At 32.9% G+C, this 935-nt stretch carries 2 protein-coding genes; both read left to right on the top strand.

The window, feature by feature from the left end; genetic code table 11:
- Positions 1–437, top strand: a 437-nt coding sequence (locus ACQCX0_RS01985) for a topoisomerase DNA-binding C4 zinc finger domain-containing protein (RefSeq protein WP_462562480.1), incomplete at its 5' end; no start/stop codon positions are given.
- A gap of 10 nt (positions 438–447) precedes the next feature.
- The gene (locus ACQCX0_RS01980; protein WP_462562479.1) at positions 448–750 is read left to right on the top strand and encodes a TrbC/VirB2 family protein; all 303 of its coding nucleotides are present in this window, start codon (positions 448–450) and stop codon (positions 748–750) included.
- The last annotated feature ends 185 nt before the right edge of the window (positions 751–935 follow it).

The raw sequence follows: 935 nt of genomic DNA, 5'->3' as shown, positions 1-935 counted from the left end.
GAGGTAAATTAAAAACCACCGACTTAGCAAAAAACTTCCTAAAAGCTTTACCTGATAATGCAAAAACACCGGACATGACGGCATTATGGGCAGAGAAACAGCATGAGATAAAGGAGAATAAACTATCTACGGAAGAGTTCTTAAAAGAGCTAGATACCTTTATAACCACAGAAATAACTACAATTAAAAACTCAAGTATTAACTTAGGAAGTAACAATGTCCAAAAAACCAATTATCAAGCAAACACTCAAAATAAAGCAATATCAAAAACTAAAACTAATCAAAAGAACCCTAGCAATAATACTAAACCTAAAGAAGTAACAGGTAAAAAATGCCCCAACTGTGCAGAAGGCACTCTAACTCTAAAAACAGGCAAATACGGTAACTTTTGGGGCTGTAATAATTACCCCCAATGCAAAACTATTCTTAAAATATAAGGAGTATATTATGAAAAAAAACATACATTTAAACATATTAGTATTATTACTACTAATCACTATATTTGCAACTACACCTCTTTTAGCAGCTGGTAATCCCTTTTCTAGTATTGAAACTAACTTAAAAACCACTACTACCAGTATTATTAAAATAATTCAGTTAATAGGAGGATTAATACTAGCCTTTGCTGTAGTAAGCGGTTGGTTAAAGGGTGGGATTGATAAAGCTCGTATTGCCATGATTATAATAGGAATAGTATTAGTTAGCGGTGCTTCTATCTTTGTGGATTATTTTCAGGGCTGGGTAAAATAATGACTGTTAGAAATTATCCGCAATTTGCCAAGAAAACTTTCTTTTTAGGCTTAGATAGAAAATACTTTCTAATGCTATTATCTTCATTTTTAATAATCTATGTTGTCTCTGCGATTGCAGAATTACAACCACTTATAGCAGTAATAACAGATCGGAAGAGCGGTTCAGCAGGAATGCAGAGACCG

Source organism: Candidatus Hepatincolaceae symbiont of Strigamia maritima (assembly GCF_055505085.1).
The sequence above is the reverse complement of the archived record's forward strand: the minus strand, read 5'-3'. Positions and strand labels throughout refer to the sequence as shown.